Below are 317 nucleotides of genomic sequence, written 5' to 3'. Positions count from 1 at the left end.
GACAGGTAACGGCCGCCAGGCCGGCTCCAGGAATACGGTGACATCCCGCCAGCCTCGCGGAACCACCGACTGCCCATGACAGGCGATACCCCTACTGCGACACCAGCTTCCGTCGGCAACAGGCCCTCGGCGATCTTATCCCAGAACAGTCGTTCCACTGAGCGCTGAATCCCGGGAGCCCCCGGCGACCGCATCGGTGCTCGTCCGGTGACCTCCCGCATCCAGTCCGACGGCCTTCCCATACACCCTCCGTGACCTCGGGTGTTGCGACCACCGGTTGAACCTGAGCAGAGTATACATCGGTGAAATTTGGTGAG

Annotated in this window: 1 pseudogene; it reads right to left on the bottom strand. The window is 63.4% G+C overall.

Annotated features, from left to right (window positions below):
• Positions 1 to 221 (bottom strand): annotated as a pseudogene (locus tag ACW2Q0_RS31235) (IS30 family transposase); the annotation flags it as partial.
• Positions 222 to 317 lie beyond the last annotated feature (96 nt).

It is taken from the genome of Nocardia citri (assembly GCF_054065835.1).
Note: the sequence above shows the minus strand (reverse complement) of the source record. Positions and strands in the feature narration are given on the sequence as shown.